This window comes from Aquimarina algiphila (assembly GCF_007489275.1).
Lineage (GTDB): Bacteria > Bacteroidota > Bacteroidia > Flavobacteriales > Flavobacteriaceae > Aquimarina > Aquimarina algiphila.
Window position 1 is genome coordinate 1 of record NZ_VLNR01000072.1, and the last position, 19,302, is coordinate 19,302.

The 19,302-nt window shown below is 33.2% G+C and carries 11 protein-coding genes and 1 pseudogene; 3 read left to right on the top strand and 9 right to left on the bottom strand.

Translation table 11 applies throughout. The features are described 5' to 3' along the window. The 3 genes and pseudogenes from FOF46_RS32720 to FOF46_RS25090 form a co-directional block, all read left to right on the top strand. A pseudogene (locus FOF46_RS32720) lies at window positions 1–114 on the top strand (IS982 family transposase); the annotation flags it as partial. A gap of 87 nt (window positions 115–201) precedes the next feature. Next, the gene (locus tag FOF46_RS25085) at window positions 202–927 is read left to right on the top strand and encodes a methyltransferase domain-containing protein (RefSeq protein ID WP_167571944.1); all 726 of its coding nucleotides are present in this window, start codon (window positions 202–204) and stop codon (window positions 925–927) included. Continuing rightward, window positions 908–1,339 carry a hypothetical protein gene (locus FOF46_RS25090; protein WP_143918358.1) on the top strand — a complete coding sequence of 144 codons (432 nt, stop codon included), beginning with the start codon at window positions 908–910 and terminating at the stop codon, window positions 1,337–1,339. The genes FOF46_RS25085 and FOF46_RS25090 overlap by 20 nt, the downstream gene beginning before the upstream one ends. A gap of 6 nt (window positions 1,340–1,345) precedes the next feature. Here the strand turns inward: FOF46_RS25090 and FOF46_RS25095 are convergent, their stop codons facing one another. The 9 genes from FOF46_RS25095 to FOF46_RS25135 all read right to left on the bottom strand — a co-directional run bounded on the left by FOF46_RS25095 (window position 1,346) and on the right by FOF46_RS25135 (window position 19,240). Further along, the gene (locus tag FOF46_RS25095; protein ID WP_143918359.1) at window positions 1,346–2,470 is read right to left on the bottom strand and encodes a pentapeptide repeat-containing protein; all 1,125 of its coding nucleotides are present in this window, start codon (window positions 2,468–2,470) and stop codon (window positions 1,346–1,348) included. A gap of 126 nt (window positions 2,471–2,596) precedes the next feature. Next, complete coding sequence (locus FOF46_RS25100) at window positions 2,597–2,818, bottom strand: hypothetical protein (RefSeq protein ID WP_143918360.1); 222 nt, start codon at window positions 2,816–2,818, stop codon at window positions 2,597–2,599. 233 nt (window positions 2,819–3,051) lie between these two features. Beyond that, the gene (locus tag FOF46_RS25105; RefSeq protein WP_244299753.1) at window positions 3,052–5,427 is read right to left on the bottom strand and encodes a hypothetical protein; all 2,376 of its coding nucleotides are present in this window, start codon (window positions 5,425–5,427) and stop codon (window positions 3,052–3,054) included. Between the two features lie 103 nt (window positions 5,428–5,530). After that, complete coding sequence (locus FOF46_RS25110) at window positions 5,531–5,953, bottom strand: hypothetical protein (protein WP_143918361.1); 423 nt, start codon at window positions 5,951–5,953, stop codon at window positions 5,531–5,533. A 4-nt stretch (window positions 5,954–5,957) separates the two neighbouring features. Continuing rightward, a complete protein-coding gene (locus FOF46_RS25115) occupies window positions 5,958–6,782 on the bottom strand; it encodes a regulatory protein RecX (RefSeq protein WP_167571945.1) in 825 nt (274 codons plus the stop codon). 11 nt (window positions 6,783–6,793) lie between these two features. Beyond that, complete coding sequence (locus tag FOF46_RS25120; protein WP_143918363.1) at window positions 6,794–12,295, bottom strand: fibronectin type III domain-containing protein; 5,502 nt, start codon at window positions 12,293–12,295, stop codon at window positions 6,794–6,796. Window positions 12,296–12,328: 33 nt separating this feature from the next. Further along, on the bottom strand, window positions 12,329–13,678 hold the full coding sequence (locus FOF46_RS25125; RefSeq protein ID WP_143918364.1) for a PKD domain-containing protein: 1,350 nt from the start codon (window positions 13,676–13,678) through the stop codon (window positions 12,329–12,331). Between the two features lie 39 nt (window positions 13,679–13,717). Continuing rightward, window positions 13,718–17,128: a T9SS type A sorting domain-containing protein gene (locus FOF46_RS25130; RefSeq protein WP_143918365.1), complete on the bottom strand. Its 3,411-nt coding sequence runs from the start codon at window positions 17,126–17,128 to the stop codon at window positions 13,718–13,720. A gap of 3 nt (window positions 17,129–17,131) precedes the next feature. Beyond that, window positions 17,132–19,240, bottom strand: coding sequence for a fibronectin type III domain-containing protein (locus tag FOF46_RS25135; RefSeq protein WP_143918366.1), 2,109 nt, complete (start codon window positions 19,238–19,240; stop codon window positions 17,132–17,134). Window positions 19,241–19,302 lie beyond the last annotated feature (62 nt).

Consider the following 19,302-nt stretch of genomic DNA (forward strand, 5'->3'; position numbering starts at 1 on the left):
GAGGGATTTAAAAATAGAATCTTATCAAAGATCACAGCAATGACCATTATTCAATATATCAATAGGTTTGAATTCAACAGAAATATAAACAACCTAAAAATTAATATTAACTAAATGCACAACGGGTAATTTTACTTTTTTTGTAAAGTTATTATTATTCTAAGGACTAAAAATCGAGATCCTATTAATTAATATAATATTGTGAATCCAGAGGTTCGATTACATACGTCAGAACAGCTTGATAACCTGTCTCTGTCGGGAAAAGCGTTAAATACAACTTTACGTAGTCTAGGGATAATCAATAGATTTCTGGGAAATCACCAACAATTGAATAAAGCCGTAGTACACTACACAAAAACATATCCCAATACAAAAAAAATACATATTCTTGATTTAGGCTGTGGTGGCGGAGATTGCATTCTAAAGATTTCGAAAAAGCTAAAAAAAATAGGAATAGCTGCTTCATTTAAAGGGATTGACGGTAATCCAGAAAGTGTTGCTTACGCATTACAAAATAACCCAGATCCTCTATCTATTGATTATAGTACTGCAGATATCCTAAGCAAAAAGTTTATTATACCAGATTGTGATCTTTTAATCAGTAGTCATTTTATATATCATTTTAAAAATGAAGATCTTATTGATTTTCTAAAAAAAATAAAGTCTAAAAAGGTGAAACATGTTATTTTTAGCGAACTATATCGAAGTAAAGTAGCATACTATATTTTTAAACATATAAGCAGCATACTTCCTATTTCTGATATGGCAAAAAAAGATGGTTTAATAGCTATTCAAAGAGCTTTCACTGTCAAGGAATTAAAGGAAATCATAGAAAATAGCGGTATAAAAAAATATTCGATTATTAAGAAACCTTTCTTTAGAATGATCGTCAAAATCCATACAAATAATGAAACAAATACTATCTAGACATATAAATACATTAAAAGAATCACCAAAAACACTAATTCTTGTTTATGTCATTACTTATTTTTTATGGGGATTGGGAATGAATCGTTTTGGAGCAGAAATGGAGATTGCACGATTTACATATTGGTGGCAAGTGATTACGTGTTACATTTTATATATGGTTCCTGTTTCTATTCTGCTAAAAAAATATAGCTTCTTTGAACAATATGCTTATGGACTAGTAGCTATGGGAATATTAGAATTCTTAGGGTATTGGTTAAAAACGTCATATGTATATCCAGAGAATATGTTAGACAAACTATTTAATCCTCAAAACTTTAGTCTAGGAATGGCGCTATTTTTTGCTTTGTACTTTCCTGCAGGAAACTGGTTAGTTGATAAAATCCACCGATTAATCTTCGCAAAAAAATAAATAATACTATTTTTTAGGAACAAGTATGAATTGTTGTTTCCCTTGTTTTTTCACTCTATATTTATCTTCTATATCATCAGCTCCTTCTAATCCCAGAGAATCTATATAGGATATCCAATCTTGCTTATCCACTATTGCATTATCAAGTACAATATCAGAAAGATTAGCATCTATTAATTTTGCACCCCATAATATCGCTCCAGAAAAATCTGCTCCGGAAAGATCTGCCCCAGAAAGGTTTGCATTTGTTAAATCGGCACCTGCCAATTCTCCATTTCTTAAATTACAGTTCATTAACCGGGCTCTTTTAAGATTTGCTTCAGATAAATTAACCTTACTCATATTTGCATTTCTGAGTTCGCTATTTCCCAAATCAGCAGCAGGCATATTCGAATTTTCCAGATTTGAGAAATTTAGTCTGGCATATTTTAGGAAAACTCCTCTTCCTAATGTTACTTCGTTTAAGTCACTATATTCAAAATCCCCGTCAACAAAGATATCTCCTAAAGATTGATTTCCTATATCACTATTTATTAAACTATATAGCAATTGCCCTCGCTCAGAACTTGTTTTTTTATTAGTTAACTTTCCATCTTCAATATATTGATAAGGTTTCATGGCTCTTGATAAACTTACAATTCTTGCTTCCAGAGTTTTACTAATATTATTTTTAGAATTAACACCTTTATATTTTAATTCTTCATTTAGATCTCCTAAAACGTTATCCATAACAAAAACCAAAGAAGATCTTCTATCGGCTTCTACCAAACTATTTTGGTTTTCGATAAATTTATTTTGATTCATCAATAATTTTGTCTGAAAAACAAGAACAGCTGCTGGTATTACAGCAACCATAAATGCAAATAAGCCTATTCTTGTAATACGCCAAATCACACTCGACGACACATCAGATACGGTATCAACAGAAACCGTTTTATATTCCTTATATTCTGTTATAGCACTATTAATGCTTTTTTTCAATCTCCCTCCAAAAATTGGGGTGCTGGATTTTTTTAACAACCACCATCTAAACTTCCTTTTTTTCTGCTTCCCCTTATTAATTTTGTCCAGCTTATCCTGGAGTAATTGGTTTTCTTTCTTTAGCCTTTCAATATAATCTTGCTCGTTCACGGTGCTATGAATTTGGGTATTAAAAACGGTTAAGATATAAAAGTTATTATTACTTAGGAAAAAGAAAGCTCTTTTTAAGTCCTAAAAAATGTCTCATTAGCGCAAAAAAATAATACAAAATACTTTCTATTTTACATATTTTGAGAGATCATCTGCTATATCTTCTACTATCGAAAACTCTTCTTCCTCTTCAATGAGATGAATAGTTTTAATGAGGAGTTGTATATATCCGGCTACATACTCTTTTTTCTTTGCATCACTTACATACTCCTTTCCTTCAATCACAATGAAAGTGATCAGATTGCGTATGATTAATTGTATTTCTCTACTATCTAAATTCTCTTTCATGACATTCATTTTTTAGATTATCTTATAAGGAATATCTAATGAAAGTAGAATTATAACTCTCTAAAAACGAAAAATATACATGCAAAAAAGATCAAACTTCGATTAAAAACATATTTCCTCGATTTGGGAAATAACTCATAAGTTCATATCTCTGTGATCAATTTTATTGTACACAATAAAACAACAAAATTTTTTAAGATGTTACTTGCCTTTATCTTTTGATAAATAATCTACTAATCTTCAAGTACTTTATGAAACAAATCGGCTAATCTAATCTCTATAAATTTAATTATATGCTCTTCAGATTTTTTGTTTTGGTACATTGAAAAAACCTTTGAAGCATTCTGTTTTTTAAATATTTTTATTTCACCTTCTGGGTTTTCAATATCTTCAGGTTTTAAATCCCATCGTAACAACGATTGTAAAAGTTCTTTATGAGATTCATAACGTTTTTCTAATACTTTTTGTCGTTCAAGATCTTCAGGGTCTTTCTCTTTGGCACTATTAATTTTTCCGCTTAATACTGTAAACTCATCTCGTATTTGACGATCAATTTCTTTGGCCTCTCTTACTAACTTAAGGTAAGCTTCATATATCTTCTGGTTGTAGAACGCAGCAAAATCCAGATATTCATCTAAAGCCATAAGATATCTCAAAGCTATTTCTTTATAGACTCTTTTATCTTTCTCCTCTGTTTCTTTTAGTTGTTCGCCTAGTTCGCTTAGTTTTCCTTTTTTATCTTTAATAATATGTGCAAAACCTTCTTTTTCTGGCAATGCCAATAGTTCTGGCGTAATTTCTTTTGGTAATCCCTCATATCGATAGCTTCGATATTGAATTTTAATAGAATCATTTTCTTCTTTTGGCTTCCTTGTTCTCTTTTTAAAATTAAGTTTAGGTTTTTTTAAACCAAAAGCGTAATTATATCCAAAAGTAGCAGTAATCTCACTTAGATTATCAGTACTATTACTATTCCTAAACAATTGAATTGCATTGAGACTGAAATTATGTTTATCTTTTAAAACATAACTTATTGTACCTCTAAGATTTGTAATATTTGACTGCGATGCTTTATTCCTAGTGTTATTGTAACTTATAGAAAGCCTTGTGTTTAATGTTTTTTCAAAATATCGTTTCCCTACACTAATAGTCGGTCCCCAAGTTGTTGATTCCTCTCTACCAATAGTATTATAGGTTCCGTTTACCGATGTTGTTATATTAAGATTCCTTTCTGAAAAATCTATAGTATGTCCGATATTCATATTATGAAAAGTAGAAGCATCTCCTAGTCTTACAATACCACCTTGTTCATTAAATACATCATTTAAAGAATAGTTTGTAACCAGGTTTTGCCTTGCTGTTTTTTTGTTTGAAAGTATATAACTAACAGTAAGTGTAGCGGTTTGTGATAATTGTCTGTAATCTAAATCTTCAATTTGTTCATCCAAAAGATCACTATCATTAATCTCATCAAATTGATTTGGTTTAACATTAGTAAAAGTACTAAAGTTTGAATAAGAACCCGTTATATTTAGTCTTTTTGACAAGGCTAAACTTGCATTTAGCGAGCCCACAGTACGATTTGTATTATTTGCCTTAAGCTTATCCAGATCATCTCTCTGATACCCGATATTAATGGCTAAGGCCAATTTATTTTTAAAAAAAGTATTTGCTGCATCTATGGTTATATTTTCAAAATCATTGTTAAAAAAATATGCTCCCAAGGTTTCATAGCCAGGGTCAATACGCTCATACCCTACTCCAAGATTTACCGTTCCTATGGTATACCCTAAGCGGGTACGAACTGCATTATAGTATTCTGTAGAGGCTCGATTATTAAAAAATAACGCTATCGGAGAAAGTTCTGAAGCATCTACTTCTTCTGCCCGTGTATCTTTGGTAATCGCAGTTGTAGCATATTCTGCCTGAGCATTAAAATACTTCCCTAATTTTACTTCTCCTTCAAGACTAAGAACTAGGTTTTCTTGAGGTAATACTCCTTTTGTTTCTGGAATTACATTAAGTGAATTAATATCATCTTTTGCATAAAATCCAATAACCCCCAACGTATACCGCTCTTTTTTATAACTTGTTTTGATCCCATATCCCATACGATTAAAAGCTGGAATAGTCCTGGCATCCTCATCATCCTCTGTAGCTTTGAGTAAGCGACCAGACATAGCACTAATTTTAAAAGCTCCTTTTGGGGTAAGATCTACACCTACTCCTGTAAACTGATGCCCACTAAGGGTATATGGTGAAAATGTCATATTTACATTACCAATATGCCCAGTTATCCATTTATATTTTGGGTGAAGGCTTAATCGATTAAAATTGAAAGGCAATTGATATCCCAAATTTTCTCCCTGGTTAGAAAAACTATACGAAATCGGCACAGAAAAACTATATATACTCACATTAAGCAGTCCTTGCAAAAAATAGGTATATGGCTCTCTACTATTATTTAAATTAGAATTGTAGTATACGCCATTTGCTGCGATCTGCCCACTAACCTTAAAAGGTTTAGCATTAGTAATGGCATCATAGTCCAACGATTGCGTGTAGGCAATAGAAGAGATCAGCATGAGTATGTATACTAGCTTTTGCAATAGGTTGTGAATTATAAGAGATTTTATTTTTTATATTTAGAAATTTCAGGCAAAAAAATACAGTTGTAGGAATAGATTTATATATTTTAATTCTATGAATATTTTATTTATACTGATCTTCAAACTTTAAATAGTCCGAATATTTTTTTTGTCCATTTAATAGAGGTTTATAAAATCTATCTATACATTCGCATACATACATCATTTGAGTTTTATAATCATTTATATCCTTTTCTCTTCTACTAAATTCAGAAAAATGGTCCGATAATTCAATTTTATCGATTTTAAGGAAATCAACTAAAATATTAGGTTTGCAATACTCTCCTGTTAAACTATAAAACGAAAAAGAGACACTGATATGAGGAAATAAACTCAACATTGATATTTTTATACTCCAGTAATTATTCATATAAATTTTTTCAAATTCACTTTCTTTTTGAAGGACTTCAAAAAAATCATACTTATCCAAATAGATTCTAATTGTACTATTTAAATCTTTTTTAAAGTTTTTGTAATCTATGTTCAAAATATTAAAGTTTTATCATTAAACCATTTTCCTGGAGCGTATATCCTTTTCCTACCAAATACTGATATTCCATATTAGTAAAGGTTCTTATTTTGGATATTCCCTCGGCAATACATTTTTGTTTAAAAGGACTATCTGGCATATCAGCTACTAAGTTATACTTATGAATATCCAATCTTGGATCATGAATAAACCTAATATCCCCTCCATTTGCAATTATTTCATCTATATGTGGCTGATTAATTTCGTCCCAATATCTCCTATTCATAGCTGACACAGATAATTCTGTCCAATCATTAGACCTAGGTATACCTTGTAAAAGGAGAGTAATTTCATCCTCAGAGACTCCTTTCCGTATTAATTCAGTTCTTATCTGCATTGTTCCAATAGTTCCATTTCTTGGCCCCACTCTGCCCAAAATATTTAACTTTTTATTGGCTCTTATTATGATCGATCCCCCAAAATCAATAGCTCTACTAAAATCATTAAAACTTCTTACGGAGCTAGTAATTTTCCAAGCATCAATTAAATTAGGATTAGCATTTATTTTACGGATAAAATCTATTGGATCTACAACCTTCGCAAGGTCTGTAGAGAACTCAAAAAGTTCTGCATCATTAAGTCCTCTAGATGCGGCTAGTTCTCTTAATGTTTTAAATTCCGTAAAACCACCACTTCTTGTTACAAAATTTTTAAAAGCAGAAGTATGAGAATTATTTAAAATATGGGTTAGATCACCTAACCAACATCCTGTTCCTTGTGCAATACCTTGGTTGATGCTAAACATCAACAATAACAAGGCAATATATTTTTTCATTTTATTCCACATGATTATTCTTTTTAATTACACATTTTCCCAGTTAAATTACTGGTACTTCTTCTGTATGCTATCCAAGCCTTTATAAAATCTTCTCCTAGGCCATTCCATAATTCAGGAGTTGGAAAATCAAGTCTGAAAGCAGCATTTAAATCAGAAGGTATATAAGAAGGTAAAACAGAAGCTCCCTGAGCTCGATATAAATTACGTAATCTATTCTTTGATTCCTCTGTCATTCTAGAACCCACCGAGACTATATCATCATCTACTTGGGCTATGTGACCATTAAGTCTACTCAAATTTTCAGGACGCATAAATAACGTAGGGATTGACGTAGACAACGCTAGCATTTGTATTTTAAATTTTAGTTCTGGATTAATGGCATTATCATTAAGAGAAGTTAATACTATACCTACCCCACTACCGACAACATCGGTAATTACAAGACCTTTTGTAATCAAACGTCCTGCACTGTATAACATCCTAAGATGCGTTATACCAAGAGCAAAAAAACCAACTTCAGCAGCTAACCATGAAACCTTACCAGTCAAAATATCTCTATTGGCCTTACTAAGGATAAAGGCCTGAATCATAGGAACCATTAAAACATCACCTATCTCAAATTGTTGATCTTGAAATGTAAATCTTGACGCAACGCGCACCAATACCATTTGATTATACCGAATTGTTTTATTATAATAAATATTATCTTCTGATACACTTATGGCAAATTGGTTGTGAGCATCAGGATTGTCTGGGGTATTACTGTTTATTATTGAGCCAAACCTTTCCCATGAAAATATATCCGATTCTAATTGTAATAGTGTCGAAGAATTACTAAAAGCTGTGAAATACTCATTTGCACTCAATTGGAGTCCAACACTTCTACCAGAGCTTAAAATTTGCATGCTTAACCATAAAGCAAATTGATCAAAAGCTCCTCCTCGTAGGGTATTGTAGATTTTTTTGATACCTATAGTATTATCAATGACGTCTAACACATCAGTATCTGTTGCTTCAAAGCTAGTCACTAGTTTTTTTAAACTGTTTTCGGCATATGTTAATACAAAACCATTTCTATTGTCATGAATAGTTTCGCATTTGAAGAAATTTTCTAAAACATCTAATCTAATTTGTTTATCCACTTCTTTTAAAGATGATACTTCTTCATCTAAGTTAATATGGCGTACTATACTTGCAATGTTATCACAATCCACCTCTGTTATATTTGCCCAAAAGTTATCATTTTGTCCTTCACCTGCATCTATATGTGTTTTCAACTCAGAAAGAAATGACTCTAAGTATTTGTCTGGATTTTCTTTGATTGATTGTCGTGTGATTCTTTCATCTCTTAAGTAACGTGACCACTTAAAATTTTCATATAATGCAACTTCATCAACATAAATATCATCATTCCTCCCTATGTCCATATTTCGAAGTATATACGTCTTTTTTTCTGGAGAAAACCATGAAAATGAAGTTCTTGGAGTTACTATTTCATACAAGAAGTCTCGATCAGGATAATTTTCATTAACTAAAGAAATACGATCCATTATCGTGAATCTTGCATACAATCCCCTATTTTTAAATCTTAACGTTGCAATTTCTACAAGAACTTTATAGCCCCTTAATAGCTCTCTTTCTAAGTTGTTGTCCTGTATCATCTCTATAAAAACAGAAATAATCCCAGGAACATTATCTGATTCCCCTTCGGCTACCAAAGATGTTAATATGGTTTGTAATGAAAAGGCATATGACCAAGATGTTGATCTATTTGTAAGACTGCTATATTTTTGCTGCACTATTTTATGAAATACGTTCCATTTCTCATTATCATCAGATAATTGTGAGGTAATAGTACCCAGACTCATTATAAAAATACTATTCCCTTCTTCATTAAAGCCAGAAAACGGAATATTTTGGGTTTGCTGTATAAGGTTTTCGAGCGTTTGGTAATTACCATTAATTACTAAACTTGAAGCATAAAAATCATCGCTTTTATCTTTTGGTATACACTCCATAAGTTTTACAATGGCTTTTTCTTGCTCTTCTTGTCCAGCAAAATTTTCTGGTAATATTAACTTTGCCGACAATCTTTTTATAGCATTGTAACCTACTTCCTTGAGTACACAAATACTTATACTATTAATTTTTGTTACAAGTTCAGGTATAGTTACAGAACTAGAATTACTCATTGTTTCAAAAGCTTCTATCTGGCGTCGTATTTCTTCTGTAATTACTAGACTTCTACAAGATTCGGTAGATTCACAACCAACTGGTCCTACATATTGTATATTGCTAGCATGTTCTCCTATTCCATTATTAAGGTCAAGTTTTTTTCGACCATTAGGAGCAAAGTCTTCTATGTAATTAAATGAGGTTAGATAAATTTCATTTTGATTACAATCTCCTTTATTCCAATACAATTGTAAAGAAGTTGCATCATTAGAAGCCCATACATCAACTCCTTCCAATGTTTTTCCTTCGTGTAGATATACTGATTGACTAGGGTTTAGGTTATTATAATACCACTCATACAATTTACCATCTTCTATGATTCCAAAAACTGCTCCATTTGGTTCTTTTATGTCATCAGACAAAACGACTTTACCACTTCCCGAATAAGTAAAAGGCATCCAATTGGGTGTTAAAGCAGAAAATAATGAAGCTCCATCTTCTCCATCCTGAAACAAATACAATCTAAACTCTGGATTATGAATTTGTGACCAATCGAGATGTGATAATCGTTTACCATTACCATAATCCATCAACCAATCGGTTCCCGAAGTAGTGGTTCCTAATTTTTTAAACGGATGTTGCAACGCAAATGCACCATGACCTAATTCGTGCGCCAACGTACCAGCCAGTGATGATTTACCTTCCTCTTTTTGAGAAAGGTTGCTAGAAAACACAAATCCGAATTGGCGTTTTAGTGGCATAAAGCCTGCAACACTAGGTCGACTAGGTCTAATGCCATCACCAAATACAAATACGTAATAGGATTTACGATTTGTAACACCACTTGATTTAAATTGATTAATGATATCTTTTTGATCACTTGTATAATTAGAAAGTGCTCCACTCTCTCCCACACCAATTTGACTCTTTGCTATGCTCATCTCTGGAGCAACAGATACATTAAAAGTAACGGATGCTTGTTTAAATATTTTATTGATTTGTGAACCTAATACATCACTATTTGGTAATGAAGCTCCATTAACCGGTATAATCGTTACGTTGACATCTTTATTAGCTAAATGCCATTGCGAAAACACTCCTGCTACAGTTTGCTTATTGGTTTTATTTTTTTTAGGCTGTATTGTAGCATATATATTTTCATGTTCAAAGGTGTAATACCCTTTTAATTTTAGTGTAATCTCATTTCCTGAGACGTCATAATCCACCTTTTCCCCATGTATTGTTTTTATAACCAAATCATGAACAGAAAGACTATTATCGGTTATTGTGACCTTCGCTCTTATTATATCTTCCTCTCCGTTGCCTACCGATTTATTGATTATATTGTAAGGGTTACCTTCAGTATCTTTTATCTGCTTATAATATTTACCTAATTTGGTTTCTTGACCATTAGGAATTCTATCAAAACCATATGTATAATCTGTATATTCTAAAAACTCAACTTTAATCCCTTTTGCAGTAAGTTCTGTAACTTCACCATTACTATTAACTCCCGCAGTATTTTGTGAACGTATTGGACCTCCAGGAGCCATTTGCCCTCCTTCTCTAATATTTCCATCGGCATCAACATGAAATATATCTCTACTACCATCGGGATTAGTATCCATAATAGTAACATCATCTCCTCCCGGTTCTCTTCGTATTGCGCCGCTTATAGGATGAGTGATTTCGATAGTACCATCATCTGCAATACTTATATTATCGATAGTAATGTCGTAATCAAGGTTTATATTCCTTAAATCGTTATCTCCTTCAAATACATCTAGTATTTCATTAACAGAGGCCAGCCCTCCCCAATTTTTATCATAATCGGTCTCTACCATACCATCAATCAATTGATAGTCTGTATTAATTTTAATATTCTCAAAACTTACTTTAATTTTAGTATCATTCAAATAAGGTACCACGATATATCCCCAACCAGAAAATGTTTTATCTTGAATTCCTGACGGAAGTGCTTCATCTATCGAATCATTATTCTCTTCACTGTCTTCATCGGGTTCTTCTGGAATGGTTGCTGTGTACACATCGTTACCTTGTGTTATTTCTTTGATCGTTACCGGAAAATCCCCTGCAGTAAACGTTTCATTAACAACCAATTGTTGTATAGATTCCTGATTGGTTATTAGAATCTCTGGTGTAATCCCACAATTGTATGTACTTTCATTGTCATCAATCGGTAAGGTGGTTGTAAATTCGTAAATCTGAGAATACGTATAAGGGCCATTCTCAATACATTGGCCTCCTACTCTAAACTCATAAGTAGTACCTGGCTTAAGGTTATAAATTGTTGTATATTCATTCTGGGTCCCTGCATTAAACCACATATTTCCTTCGCTAGAGTTCTTTTTCCCTGAAGCCGAAGATGTTTTTTTCCTGTATTGTATATCATATAATTTATGATCTACTCCTTGCCAATAAATTTTTTCTGTGGTGTTATTCTTTGCTTCTGCCAAAATAGACTCGGGCTCTGCACAACTCCCTGTATATGTAAAGTAGTAAATCTCGCTAAAACCATTATTTTTAAAAACAGAAGTCTCACTAATCCCATCACTAACCAAAGCCCTAACACGCCATCCGTACATTTTATCAGGTAGCAAAGGGGTTTCTGCAGGTCCGTATAATAATGTTGTCGCAAAAGTATTCGTTTGATAAAGCGGTCGTCCTGCTAAAAAAGCAGCCTGTGGATCCATTTGAGTATCCCATAATTCTGTTAACGTAAATTCATAAGAAACATTAGTAGCATTAAGATGACGAGGAGTCCACTGAAAAATGATATTTTGTGGTTCTCTTAGCAATACTTGTTCACCTCGACCAGGTAAATTTAAAAATGGAGGATCATTAAGTACTAAATATACCGGCACGCAACTTTTACGAGAGATTCGCCGATCAGAAAAGACATCATATACTTCAAAACAAAAATTATATAGTCCTTCTGGCAAAGGAGTATTATACTGCTGGGGACTTATACCCAGAAGGTTTTGCAAAGAAAAATAGGCTTGCAAATCAATATTGGTCAAACGTAAAGGTATACCTCCATCCAGGAAAATTGGATTAGCACCTGTTACAAAATCATTGCTTTGGATTGATAATCCTGCATTATTTTCTAAAAAAAACTTTAACCGAACTTGTACATTAGATTCTGTAATATCAGTAAATAATAAATTAAGTATTAATTTCTCTGAATCTGATGTTCCATATTCTGAAAGTTTCAAACTATATGGCGGTAAAACTTGAGGAGTAACTTGTACAGGAAAAACCTGAGCGTTCATCCAAACAGGAATAAAAAATAGTATGATTAGAAATTGCTGTGTGTATAGTTTCATCTGATTTTGCTTATTGTTTCATGAGTTCATAGGCTAAATGGATTCCTTTTGTACTTTTATATCTACAAGGAGATATGAGTTTTGTCCTTCCTGTACAAACTCCTTTATTTTAATTGCACCTTTTTTTCCTTCCTGAGTTTCAAAAAGAATAATTCGAGGTGTCATTGTGCTATCAAAGCTTTGCAATCCTCCCGGAGTCTCTTCAATCATTAAATTTTTCAAAAGGGTATCATCTTGCATCATATCAAACTGTTGTGCACTTAAGGAAGCTGCACAATTACACAATTCTTGTGAATTAATAAATATGGTATGCTTAGGGTTTTGCAGAGATGTAAAAGTAGTTTCAGACAATCCATTTGGACTTACAAACTTATTACGGGTAAAACTTTCATTTAACCCAAAAAATACTAAGTCAACATTTTTTCCTGTTTCGTTATTAATTTCATTACTAGTATATACACTACGATTTGAAATACTATAAAAACTCCCCAATACATTAGAAGTATGCGCTGTATTAATTCCTAGTTTAACATCTTCAAAAACTCTAAGGTTAGTATTTGCAAAGACCTTAATATTCTTTACAACTGTTTTAGTGTCTTTTCCATTAGATGTCTTTAATGTTATTGTTTGTACTCCAGGTTCGGTAAAAACTATTTCAGGGCTTTCAGCTTCAGAAAATATAGAGGAGGCTCCTGTAAAACTCCACTCAAAAGTAGTAGCACTTATCGAATTATTATCAAATTGAACACGAACTGGTATCTGATAATCATCATCTTCAAAAGCAGGTTGATATTCAAAATCTGAAGTTAAAAATGGAGCGACAGTAATTGTTTTTTGAAGATCAAGTGTTTCTCTTCCATTATCAATAACCAAAGTAACATTATGATTTCCAGGATCCACAAAAGTTACTTCTCCAGGATCTCTTTCAGAGGAATTTAAGGGAGTTCCTCCTTCAAAAGTCCATAAATACGTGCTTGCACCAGAAGATTGATTGTCAAAAGTATAAATTGCCGGAGAAAAATTATCCACCAGGTTATTAAAATCGAAATCAATAAATACTGGATTATCTATTTTAATTTCAACTATTTTACTATCTCTGGAACCATCTTGATTGGTCCCTATAAGTTCAATTTTATAGGTTCCTTTTTCTTCATATCGTATAAGTCCAGGGTTACGATTTATAGATCTTGATGGTGATCCTCCTTCGAATTTCCACTCGTAATCTTCTGCTCCTTCGGTTCTGTTAAAAAAAACAACCTGAACCGGAATTGAAAAATCATTATTAAACACATCAAAATTAAAATCAACAACAACAGGTACTGCTTCTTCTTTGACACAGCCAAAAAAACAGAATATCACGATTATGTTTATTATTTTTTTCATTTTAATTTTATCTAAAACGATAGTATTATTAACAGCTACTTACTCTACTATTAATTTGCGAGTTTCTGATCCATTTGGTGTTTCTAATAGCATTAAATATACTCCTGAAGATATAGAAAGAGAGTACTCTAGTAAAAGTTCTTGACTATCTTTTTCTTCACGCTTATTTATAGTTGCACCTGATACCAGATCTATGATTTTTAACGTGATATTTGAAGCTTCTTTTAAGCTAATTTTTGTTTTAAAAATTCCTTTGCTAGGGTTTGGGTATAAAATAAATTCTTCGATAAAATTTCTTGGAATATTGTCTAATTGAGGGGCTTCGATTGCAGGTTGTACCAAAATAGTTTTTTCAAAACTCTCGTAACAATCTCCTTGATACGACACCAAATTAATATCATAGGCTCCTTCTTTTTCGAACCTTACGATTAACTCTTCATCACTTTTTGAAACTACTTCTACTCCTTCTGGAATATTCCATTCTACTACCTCTCCGATAGGGTTACTCACATTGATAAGAATTACGTCTTCATTAGAATAGGCTTGTGTAGTAATGTAGAAATTAGAGTCTATTGGTCTATCAAAAGATTCTACTATAACTTCGCCGATCCCTACACATCCTTGCCCTGTTGTTATCATAGCCACATATGTACCTGTTTCAGTAAGTGTCACACTAGACTCAGAACTAGCAAAACCATTTGTACTAGTCCAAGAATAGATTGCCTCTGGATCATCAATCGTAATATCAAGAGCTAAAGATTGTTCTCCACATAGAGAGCGTTTTTCTTCAATATTTACTACTATTGGATCGGGATTAATTAGTGTTTCCTCGTAAAAGGCCTTACACCCACTTGCATCTGTTATTTCAACTCTATAAGTTCCTGCCGGTATTCCTCGAATATCGCTCGAAACAGAACTTGTGTTCCATAAATAAGTATACGGAGGTACACCCCCATTAACACTTATACCGATTTGGCCGTCACTTCCCTCAAAGCATGTAGGAGAAACCACAGATATAGGTTCTATTTCTATATTATTAGATTGTTCAACCACTACATTACCTTCTATCTGACAACCTTTGGCATCGGTAATAAAAACAAGATAAGTCCCTGCAATAAGATCAGATATGGCCATAGTAGTATTACCATTACTCCACTCATAAGTATAAGGTTCAACACCTCCTGTTACAGTTACCGTCAAAGCTCCATCATCTCCATTAGCACAAGTAACATCTGTTTTTGTAAAGTCCAGTGCTAGTACTTCAGGTTGTGGCAAGTATTCTACAACGTCTTCAGCTTGTACCAAACTATAGCTACGAGAACCATCAGCTTCAATTATAGCGATATAACTTCCCAGCACAATACCATTCTTATCGGTCACATTTAAAGAATAATTGGTTGCAGTATCCAAAAAGTCAATGCGATTATTATTTATAGGAATTTCTATCCAACTTCCATCACCTTGTTGTATTTTCCAATCGTAAAAATATGGTACTAGATCACCATTACTGTTTGCAGGAACGGGTACACTATAATCTGGGTTTTCAATATCAAAAGGCACACCACCAGTAACTGTAGCAACCAATACTCCGTCCTGAAATTGATCAGCAACTCCATCAAAATTAGTATCTATATTATCGCTGTAGGTATTTGCTGCATTACAGGAAATAGGGAATACCTCTATACTTATTTCTATGGGCAATGGTTGTATTAGTGTAATTGATTCACTGACCATAGTGCACCCTTCTTTATTAGTTGCTCCACTATAATTAGCATCTCTTGCAGTGATTGTATATTGTCCACCTCCAACACTATGTAAAGTAACTAAGTATCCCTGACCAGCATTATAGATAGCAGAAGTAGTATTAATTATATTGTCATTTTCATCTCTCCATTCAAATTCATAAGAATCACCATCAATTAGTGTACCTCCTGTAATCGTCGCCAAAATTCTTCCATCTTCAAAACCATGTGCTTGTGGAGGGTTTAAAATTTCTGTTGTTATAAATAAAGGAGCATCTGGTTGAGTAATATTTACTCGTTCTATAATTTCTTCTCCTAATGCTATTTCTCCATCTACCAATGTTTGTTCTTTGGCAACACATTCATTACCATCTCTTATCTTAAGGTAGTAAGTATCAGGAAACAAATCTCGAATCGTATGCGTATTGCCTGAAGAAAAAGGCATCCATTCATTTTCATCCCACGTTTCATTTTCCTTTCTCATTAAATATTCATAATTCCCGTCTCCACCCGCTGCGTTTATCTCAATGGTTCCATCTTGTCCTCCAAAACAATATACATTTACTGCATTATCTCTTGGTTCCTCAACAAATGATACCGGTGCAGGTCTACCAATTGTAAAGACAGCAGAATGATTTGCTTCTCCTGTATAATATGGTTCACCATCATATGTACCAATAGCCTCAATTAAAAAATCGGTATTGCTAGGTGGGAGATTCCTTATCGTTAAGGTATTTCCCACATCCAAAGTCGTGATGTTATTGGCGTTTGCCACAACATCTCCATCAGGATCGGATCTATCAGATATACTAAATCCAAAAAGATCTCCGCCTATAAGTGGCCTATCAAATGTTATTGTTATTTCACCATCTGTTGCATCAAAACAACTTACTGGTGTTGTGGATACATCAATGATTTTGGGAGCAGATTTTCTTATTCTGTAGCTTACTACTTCATACCCTTCTGGACCATCATAATCGCATGCAGCAATTCTAAACAATATATCTCTTCCTATAACAGATTCATCGAATATATCTTCTAGTCTAATATTCAATAACGGATCAAATGACGCGCCAGGAACTTCCTGCCAAACAAGCGGGGTGCTTCCATTTAAAAAACTATATTGCCAATTGTAGGCATCATTTCTAAAACCTCCATCTCCCTGTACCTGAAAAGCATCTTCATACCCAACAATATCTGAAGGCGATGTTCTTTGCACTCGTGGTAATGGAGTAACTTCGTAATTGAAACGAAGTCGTTGTCGTACTTCGTTACTTCCATTAAAAACATTACTATCACTTTGTCTTTCATCAAATGAACCTTGATTGCATGGATAATTTGGAAGATTTATACGATATGTTCCCCGAGCTCTTCCTCCAAAAGATCCTCCTGCACAGAAATCTCCAAAAATACCACCACTTACCTGATCCTTACCGTAGATATAAACATCTATATGAGTTACATCTCCATTTACGATAAGCTCACGATCAGCACGTGGACCATCCGGTCTATTTCTATATCTAATAAATCGTTCAGAACCTCCTCCTCTAAAGTAAGCCGTCATTCTTATTTCATCATCACATCTACCATCATCAAAATCTGCAGTATAGTTATAGTTGGTAATCTGAATACTGGTTTGCTGTGCAAAGAGTATACATGAGAATAGTAAAAAAAGAAACGTTAATAAATTTTTGCTATTAGTTTTCATAATCTAAAATTCTATTTCTTTGGTTTGTATAACAGAATGACTTCCGCTGTCAGTCATTGCTTGTAAATAATACACATAGATCGTATTAGGAGATACAGATCTATCTTCTAATGAATCCATTGATCCTGATATTTGTTTCCATAACACAGGTTTTTCTTCTTTAATAGCTTTATAGATTAAAATTTCGGTTACCTCTGACGGCATTTTTCTCCAATTCAGATCTATTTTCTGATGTTCTCTATCAGCTATTGCTGTGAATCCTTTTACTAAATTTTCATCAGGAGTGGCTTTTTTATACACAATAGTAATAGGTGTTGATGGCTCAGACCTGAGCTTACTATTATCTTCAGCAAAAATTGCATATCTATATTTTGTATTTGATTCGATCGTATTATCAGTAAAAGTTGTTCCTGCCTCAGTTTCAAATAATAAATGCCATCCTTTATCTGGTTCTTGTACATTTTGCCTATATAGCTGATGATATTTGACATCAGTACTGGTACTCATGATCCATTCTAGAAATACGCCTTCGTCGCTTACGTTATAGTTAGAAAATGTTGGAGAAGAAGGTGGCACTACATCTGGTTTCTTCAGTTCTATTTTTTCAGAATACTCAGACATATTAAATCGCTTATCTACTGCTACTATTTGATAAAAAACATTCTTGTTTAACGATTTAATCTGTACTGTATCCCGAAAAACATTCTTGTTTATTGGAGAAATTGTTACTTGTGACACCTCTTCCTTTGCTAAATTCCCTCTAAATACACGGTAACCTAGCATGTCTTTTTCTGTATTTGCATCCCATTTTAGAGTCACGATACCTAATGTATCTATGGTTCCTGTTAAGCCTAAAGGTGCTGCTGGTGGAGTTTCATCAATAGTTTGTACAAAAGCCGATAGTGATTCTTTTTTCTGATTATTTTTTCCTATTGCAGTAATTGTAAAGTAATTTGAAGCCGCAAGTTTCTGATATCTTGTTTTTCGAGAACTAGGTAAAAGACCCTTACTCACAACTATATAAGGGCCTTTTTTCTGCATTGACCAATTCAATTCAAATCCTAATATTTCATTTTCGGCTTCTTTTAAAAACTCCCATTCTATCAGTACAGCTCCAGAATCCTCTAATGTATATTTTAAAATATGAGGTGTGGCGGTTAGTTTTTTAATACCTTTTGCTGAAACGACTTTTGAAGGCAAACTCTCTTCTCCAAAAGGGGAAATACCTTTCACCCTATAATAATATTCTTTATTGTTTTGGGACAGGGTATCTATATATTGCATCCGTTGCTTAGCCGCATCAGGTTTATCGTTTAAGTTGACTAAAGGGAGGTCTCCCAACTTTTTAAAATCATTACCATTTTCTGATCTTTCTAAATAATAGGTAGTGAAAATCGATTTAAACATTCCATAATCCCAGGTTAGTAGAACTATTTTATCATCAGGTACAGCGATAAGATCAATTGGAGCAGGTAGAGGTTCTGGTTGTTGAGATTTTATGACTATTGACCCTGGAATCACTTTTAGCAATTCTTCGGGAATAGCTGTAGTTATTTTATAAACATATTCTTCTCCAGGAACGATAGTAGTGTCTTCATACCCTAAAGCAGCCATTTTTGCAGCTTCAAAATTCATATCTGCTGCAAAAACCGCAAATGAAAATCGCTGCTCGACTTCTCTTGATTTATTTACAATTTGTGCCAATGCACCTTCTTCTTCCATACCTTCTACTTCAAAACCTTCTCCAAATAAAGCTTGTGCTAATATTGCAGCATAATCATCACCACTGGCTATATACTCCCACCGTTCGAGCCCCATTGGAACTATTGGGGTAGTTGTCAGTACTTTCTTTTCTGGTGGAGAAACTAATTTTCCATCGCGTGATATAGTAAAACGTTGAATTTGGTATCCGTATTTATTTGATTTTAGCCATGATGAAGGTGTAGTAGGCGCCCATCTTAAAAGAATTTTACTTCCTTGAACTCTTGCTATTACCCGTATGCTCGGATCTTCGGTTGTTCTTTGGGAAAAACCCTGAAATGAAACAGCAAAATAGACAAGTACCCATAAGCACTTTTGTAATATTGTATGTCGAGTTTTTTCAATTATCATCAAAACAAGATTTTTAAATTGTGTATTTTATCATTTAGATGAAAAAGCATTTTTTGTTACGT